This is a genomic window from Corallococcus sp. AB018 (assembly GCF_003986945.1).
Classification (GTDB): Bacteria; Myxococcota; Myxococcia; order Myxococcales; family Myxococcaceae; genus Corallococcus; species Corallococcus exiguus.
This window is the reverse complement of sequence record NZ_RAWR01000365.1, coordinates 1-5,304: the sequence shown is the minus strand read 5'-3', so window position 1 is coordinate 5,304 and position 5,304 is coordinate 1. Positions and strand designations below refer to the sequence as shown.

Genomic DNA, 5,304 nt, shown 5'->3' with positions numbered 1-5,304 from the left:
GCGCCGCCCGTCTTGGCCAGCACCTTCGTGATGGCCGCCGTCAGCGACGTCTTGCCGTGGTCCACGTGCCCAATCGTTCCGATGTTCACGTGGGGCAGGCTGCGATCGAACTTTTCCTTGGACATGAACCGCTCCTCACGACGCCGCCGGTGCGACCCCGGCGGTATAGGACTTCGGGAGAACTTCCGAGGGGTGCTGCGTGTGCTTCAAAGCTGCTGGAACGTCAACAGAATTCGCCCGGCGGCTCCCCTGACGGACGGGAGGTCAGTAGCTCGGGTTGAGCGCTGACTTCGGCGCCGGTGCGTAGTGCTTGAACTGCATGGTGTAGGTCGCCCTTCCCTGGCTCTTGCTGCGCAGGTCGGTCGAGTACCCGAACATGGCGGCCAGGGGCACCTCCGCCTGGATGGCCTGCACGCCGCCAGGCCGGGGCGTCATGCCCAGGATCTTCCCGCGCCGGCCGTTCAGGTCGCCGATGACGTCGCCCATGGCGGCCTCCGGGGTGACGACCTCCGTGGCCATGATGGGCTCCAGCAGGACGGGGTTCGCCGCGCGGACCGCGTCCTTGAAGGCCATGGAGCCGGCGATCTTGAAGGCCATCTCCGACGAGTCCACGTCGTGCATGGAGCCGTCGTAGGCCTCCACCTTCACGTCCACCATGGGGTAGCCGGCGACGGGGCCGTTCTGCATGGCCTCCTTCGCGCCGTCGCGCGCGGCGTCCACGAACTCCTTGGACACGGCGCCACCGGTGATGGTGCTGACGAACTCGAAGCCCTTGCCGGGCTCGTTCGGGGACACGCGCAGGTTGATGTGGCCGTACTGCCCCTTGCCACCCGCCTGGCGGATGTACTTGCCCTCCGCGACCTTCGTCGCCGTCACCGTCTCGCGGTAGGCCACCTGCGGCTTGCCGATGTTCGCGTCCACCTTGAACTCGCGCAGGAGCCGGTCGACGATGATTTCGAGGTGCAGCTCGCCCATGCCGGCGATGAGCGTCTGGCCCGTCTCCTCGTTGGAGCGCACGCGGAAGGACGGGTCCTCCATGGCCAGCCGCTGCAGGGCCTGGATGATCTTGTCCTGGTCCGCGGTGGACTTCGGCTCGATGGCGATGTCGATGACGGGCTCCGGGAACTCCATCCGCTCCAGGATGACGGGCTGCTTGTCGTCACAGAGCGTGTCGCCCGTGCTCGCCAGCTTCAGGCCCACCACCGCGCAGATATCGCCGGCGTAGCACTCCGTCAGTTCGTCCTTCTTGTCCGCGCGCATCTGCACGAGCCGGCTGACGCGCTCGCGCTTGCCCTTCACGGAGTTCCACACCGCAGTGCCCGCCTCCAGCTTCCCCGAGTAGACGCGCAGGAACGTCAGCGTCTGCGAGGAGAAGGACGGGTCGTTCATGATCTTGAACGCCAGCGCGCTGAAGGGCGCGTCGTCGCGCGTCTCGCGGATGACGTCCTCGCCCTTGGGCGTCTTGGCCTGCACCGGCGGGATGTCCAGCGGGCTGGGCAGGTAGTCCACCACCGCGTCCAGCAGCGGCTGCACGCCCTTGTGGCGGAACGCCGAGCCGCAGAACACCGGGAACAGCCTCAGCCCCACACAGCCCTTGCGGATGGCGCCGCGCACCTCGTCCTCGGTCAGCTCGTCGCCGTTGAGGAACTTCTCCGTGAGCGCGTCGTCCTGCTCGGCAGCGGCCTCCAGCAGATCTCCGCGCGCGGCGGCGGCGGCCTCCTGGTACTCCGCGGGGATGTCCTGGAGCTCGAAGCGGCTGCCCTGCTCCGCGTCCTGGAACACCAGCGCCTTCATGCGCACCAGGTCAATGACGCCCTTGAGCTTGTCCTCGCTGCCCAGGGGCAGCTGCATGCGCACGGGGCGCGCGCCCAGCTTCTCCTTGATGGTGCCGACGGACATCTCGAAGTCCGCGCCCACACGGTCCATCTTGTTGATGAAGCAGATGCGCGGGACCTTGTAGCGGTCCGCCTGGCGCCACACCGTCTCCGACTGCGGCTCGACACCGTTGACCGCGTCGAACACCGCGATGGCGCCGTCGAGCACGCGCAGCGAGCGCTCCACCTCGATGGTGAAGTCCACGTGGCCCGGCGTGTCGATGATGTTCACGCGGTAGCGCTGGCCCGTCCGCTCCCAGAAGGCGCTGATGGCCGCGGAGGTGATGGTGATGCCGCGCTCGCGCTCCTGGACCATCCAGTCCGTGGTGGTGGTGCCTTCGTGCACCTCGCCCATCTTGTGGATGGCGCCTGTGTAGAACAGGATCCGCTCGGTGGTGGTCGTCTTGCCGGCATCGATGTGCGCCATGATGCCGATGTTGCGGTAGCGCTCGAGGGGGAACTCACGGGCCATGACTCGGTTCCTTCCGGACTTCTCTTGGGCTTCTGCCAGGGCAGATAAACGAAACCGCCCGGACGCTGGCAGCGCATCCGGGCGGCAACCGCGAAGCCCCTTTCGGGACCTACCAGCGGTAGTGAGCGAAGGCCTTGTTGGCTTCCGCCATCTTGTGCGTGTCTTCACGCTTCTTCACCGCGTTACCGCGGTTGTTGGCGGCGTCCATGATCTCGCCGGCCAGCTTCTCCTGCATGGTCTTCTCACCACGCGCCTTGGCGTAGGAGATGATCCAGCGCATGCCCAGCGCGACGCGGCGGTCCTGACGGACCTCCACGGGGACCTGGTAGGTGGCGCCACCGACGCGGCGGCTCTTCACCTCGAGGACGGGCTTGACGTTGTCCAGGGCCTTCTTGAACGTCTTGAGGGGGTCTTCCTTCGCGCGCTCCTCCATGAGGGCGAAGGCGCCGTAGCACACGCCCTCCGCGATGGACTTCTTCCCCTTGCGCATCAGGTCGTTGACGAACTTGGTGACGAGCCGGTCCTGGAACTTCGGATCCGGGAGAATCTTCCGCTTGGCGACTACGCGACGACGAGGCATCTCTTCCCTTACGCCCCACTCTCCTCACTCGGAGGAAAGCCTTGTTCAGGGGCTTCAAGAACACTGCTTGGAACTTCCAGGGACACTCCCCAGGGTGTGGGGCCAGCGTCCAACACTGCTTCAGATACCGCGAAGGTGTTCCGCGCCAACGACGCGCGGGAGAACCGGACTAGCTCGGGCGCTTGGCGCCGTACTTGGAGCGGCTCTGCTTGCGACCGGCAACGCCCACGGAGTCCAGCGTGCCGCGGATGATGTGGTAGCGAACGCCCGGGAGGTCCTTCACACGGCCACCGCGGATCATGACCACCGAGTGCTCCTGGAGGTTGTGACCCACGCCGGGGATGTAGGAAGTCACCTCGATGCCGTTGGTGAGACGCACGCGGGCCACCTTGCGGAGGGCCGAGTTCGGCTTCTTCGGGGTCGTGGTGTAGACGCGCGTGCAAACACCGCGCTTCTGGGGGCACTCCTTCAGGGCAGGGCTCTTGCCCTTGATGTTGAGCTTCTCGCGGCCCTTGCGGACGAGCTGGCTGATGGTCGGCACTGAAACCTCTTCTTCGTGGGAACCCCGCGTCCGGCTACACGAAAGCGGAGCATATCTACCTACAGGCTACACAAAAGGCCCGCGAGTATAGGGAGGGCCCCCGGGGTGTCAAGCATGGCCTGCCCCTGGGCCAGAACCGGCCAGAGGACCCGGGTGCATTCCCTCACACCCGAAAAACCTGGGACTGCGACGACGGCCGGACGCTCTACTCCCTTACGCCCCTAGAAGTCGAGGACCATCACGATCGCGTCCTCGCCCTCGTCCGCGTAGTAGTTCGGGCGGATGCCGACCGGCCGGAAGCCCAGCGAGCGGTAGAGGTTGAGGGCGGACTCGTTGCCCCGACGCACCTCCAGGGTGGCCAGCGAGCAGCGCCGCGCCACGCCCCGGCGAAGCACCTCCTCCATCACGACGCGCGCGACGCCCCGGCGGCGGTGAACGGGAGCGGTGGCGACGTTGAGGACATGGACCTCGTCGTGGACGATCCAGAAGATGGCAAGGCCCAGCAGGACGACTCCGCCTTCGGGCACCGGCTCCTCCACGAGGAGGATGGTGGACCAGTCGTGCTGGAGCTCGCGCCCGAGCAGCTCCGTGGACCAGGGGTTCTTGAAGGACGCCTTCTCCAGCGCCATCACCGCCGGCATGTCATCCACGGTCATCTGCCGGATCAGGAAGCCCTTTCCCTTGTCGGGCGTCCCGTCGTCCCGCAGCCGTCTCATCGCCGTGCCTCCCGCGCGAAGGGCGCCACCCGCCGTACCTGCGCTGACTTGCGTACTTCAGCCAGGGCCTGGGCCGCCAGCTCTCCGTAGCGCGCCCGCACCAACTCCTCGCGGATGGCCGTGCGCGCCGTCTGGTCGAACTCACCGGGGTACAGGTCCCGGTGGGCATCATAGTGGTGACGGACCTCCGCCTCGCTCACCTGTGCCTTCAACCGGACGCGGCTGTCGAGGATTCGTTCCGCCCGCAGGCCCCGCGCCAGCACGGCCACCAGGGCGTCTCGGTTTACGCCATGCCGGTCCAGGAAGCGCTGGAGCGCCGCCTCTCCTCCCAGCCGCGCCCGGACGGCCTCCAGCCGAGCCTCCACCTCCGCCGGCTCGGCCGGGAAGGCCTGCAGGCGATCCGCGCTCAGGACCTGGAGGCGCTGGTTGATGGAGAGCTCCAGGGCTCCCCGGAGCGTCTGCTCATCCAGAGGCAGGGCGGCGCCCTGCACGGCCCCTCGCTGGATCAGCGCCACCCGGGCCTCCATCTCCAGCTCGCTTTGGGTGAGGACCTGGCCCTCGATGACCGCCACGACGCGGTCCACCACCCTGCCCTCCTCCACGGAGGGAGCGGGCGGCGGGGGGGCGGCGTGGGCGGTCCCCCCAGACCCCGGGGCGGTGCCCAGAGCCGCCGGGAGTAGCCCGCATGCCAGCCACAGAGGGGCCTTCCGGCGGGCGCGCGGTGCTGGCATGGCCTTCCTCATCTTGCGGCGACTGTAACCATCGCGGTGCTGTCCGGACATCCCGTGCTGGCGCTCACCGCACCGCTGGTTACGTTCTCCTTTGTCGGGTACTGCACCACCCTCAAAACCTATGGCTGACGACTACTACCAGATTCTGGGCGTGCCACGGACGGCCTCGGCGGACGACCTCAAGAAGGCCTTCCGGAAGCTGGCGCGCCAGCACCACCCCGACGTCAACCCTGGCGACAAGGGGGCGGAGGAGAAGTTCAAGCGCATCAACACCGCCTTCGAGGTGCTGGGCGATACGAAGAAGCGCGCGCTCTACGACGAGTTCGGCGAGGACGCGGAGAAGATCGGCTTCGACGAGAAGAAGGCCGCGGCCTACCGCCAGTACCGCGC

General features: G+C 67.4%; 7 protein-coding genes. 1 reads left to right on the top strand and 6 read right to left on the bottom strand.

Features of this window, described 5'->3' with window-relative positions; all coding sequences use genetic code 11:
- The 6 genes from D7Y11_RS41425 to D7Y11_RS41400 all read right to left on the bottom strand — a co-directional run.
- Positions 1-125 (bottom strand): GTP-binding protein (locus tag D7Y11_RS41425; RefSeq protein ID WP_233588040.1); only part of this gene is annotated, 125 nt, incomplete at its 3' end.
- Positions 126-264: 139 nt separating this feature from the next.
- The gene (fusA, locus tag D7Y11_RS41420) at positions 265-2,346 is read right to left on the bottom strand and encodes an elongation factor G (protein ID WP_120581490.1); all 2,082 of its coding nucleotides are present in this window, start codon (positions 2,344-2,346) and stop codon (positions 265-267) included.
- Positions 2,347-2,455: 109 nt separating this feature from the next.
- Positions 2,456-2,926, bottom strand: coding sequence for a 30S ribosomal protein S7 (rpsG, locus tag D7Y11_RS41415; RefSeq protein ID WP_014395858.1), 471 nt, complete (start codon positions 2,924-2,926; stop codon positions 2,456-2,458).
- Between the two features lie 169 nt (positions 2,927-3,095).
- Positions 3,096-3,467 (bottom strand): 30S ribosomal protein S12, encoded by a 372-nt coding sequence (gene rpsL, locus D7Y11_RS41410; protein ID WP_014395857.1) that lies wholly within the window; start codon positions 3,465-3,467, stop codon positions 3,096-3,098.
- 221 nt (positions 3,468-3,688) lie between these two features.
- Positions 3,689-4,183: a ribosomal protein S18-alanine N-acetyltransferase gene (gene rimI / locus D7Y11_RS41405; protein ID WP_120581491.1), complete on the bottom strand. Its 495-nt coding sequence runs from the start codon at positions 4,181-4,183 to the stop codon at positions 3,689-3,691.
- A complete protein-coding gene (locus D7Y11_RS41400) occupies positions 4,180-4,770 on the bottom strand; it encodes a hypothetical protein (RefSeq protein WP_233605226.1) in 591 nt (196 codons plus the stop codon). The genes rimI and D7Y11_RS41400 overlap by 4 nt, the downstream gene beginning before the upstream one ends.
- Before the next feature lie 265 nt (positions 4,771-5,035).
- Between D7Y11_RS41400 and D7Y11_RS41395 the strand changes: the two genes are divergently transcribed.
- Positions 5,036-5,304, top strand: a 269-nt coding sequence (locus tag D7Y11_RS41395) for a DnaJ domain-containing protein (RefSeq protein ID WP_148139279.1), incomplete at its 3' end; no start/stop codon positions are given.